Annotated in this window: 1 protein-coding gene; it reads left to right on the top strand. The window is 68.5% G+C overall.

Annotation, left to right across the window (positions count from 1 at the left end):
* Window positions 1-280 precede the first annotated feature (280 nt).
* Window positions 281-996 (top strand): IS5 family transposase (locus DKT69_RS26510; RefSeq protein ID WP_236648367.1); only part of this gene is annotated, 716 nt, incomplete at its 3' end.

The raw sequence follows: 996 nt of genomic DNA, 5'->3' as shown, positions 1-996 counted from the left end.
AGAGCCTGGTAAATAAGGGGTTCGGGCGGTCGCCGGTCCTGACGAAGATCGACAATCGTGACGGCGCCGGCGTGGCGGCGTGACATGGGGAAGGGCCTTCGGTACGAGCAAAGGCGACTAAACCAGCACGACCGAAGGCCCAACCCTGTCTGTATACCTTGTCGCCGGCGTCGCCGCATCCGCCACCCCGGCTACCGTTGACGATCACCTGCCCACCGCCCGGCCACGGCACTATCCGTCCGACACCTCGGATGCCGAATGGCAGGTCCTGGCTCCGCACGTGCCGGCCGGGACCGGGCGCGGCCGGCCAATCACGTACCCCCGCCGCGACGTCGTGGACGCGATCCGCTACCTCGACCGGACCGGCTGCCAATGGGACGCACTGCCTGCCGACTTCCCGCACCACAAGCTCGTCTACCACTACTTCAAGACCTGGACCCGCGACGGCACCTTGAACCGCATGCACAACAGCCTGCGTGAACAGGTCCGCGAGCACGTCGAGGGGCGTCACCGACAGCCGTCGGCCGCGCTGGTCGACTCCCAGTCGGTACGGGGCGCGGAGACCGTCGGCCGGCCCAGCCGCGGCTACGACGCCGGCAAGAAGATCAACGGCCGGAAACGCCACATCGCCGTCGACACCTGCGGACTGCTCCTCGTCGTCCTGGTCACCGGCGCGAACGTGCAGGACCGCGACGCCGCCAGGCCGCTGCTGTGGGCACTACGCGCATGCTTCCCCACCATCCGCCTGACCTGGGCCGACAGCGGCTACGCCGGCAAACTCGTCGACTGGGCCGCCACTCACCTCGCCCTGACCGTGCGCATCGTGGCCAAGCTCGCCGGGCAGACCACCTTCGTCGTGCTGCACCGCAGATGGGCGGTCGAGCGCACATTCTCCTGGATCAACCGGTGCCGACGCACCGTCCGCGACTACGAACGGCTACCCGACCACCACGCCGCGATGGTCCAATGGGCCATGATCATCGTCATGACCCGCCG

The sequence above is a fragment of the Micromonospora sicca genome (assembly GCF_003172935.1).
GTDB classification, from domain to species: Bacteria; Actinomycetota; Actinomycetes; order Mycobacteriales; family Micromonosporaceae; genus Micromonospora; species Micromonospora sicca.
The sequence above is the reverse complement of the archived record's forward strand: the minus strand, read 5'-3'. Positions and strand labels throughout refer to the sequence as shown.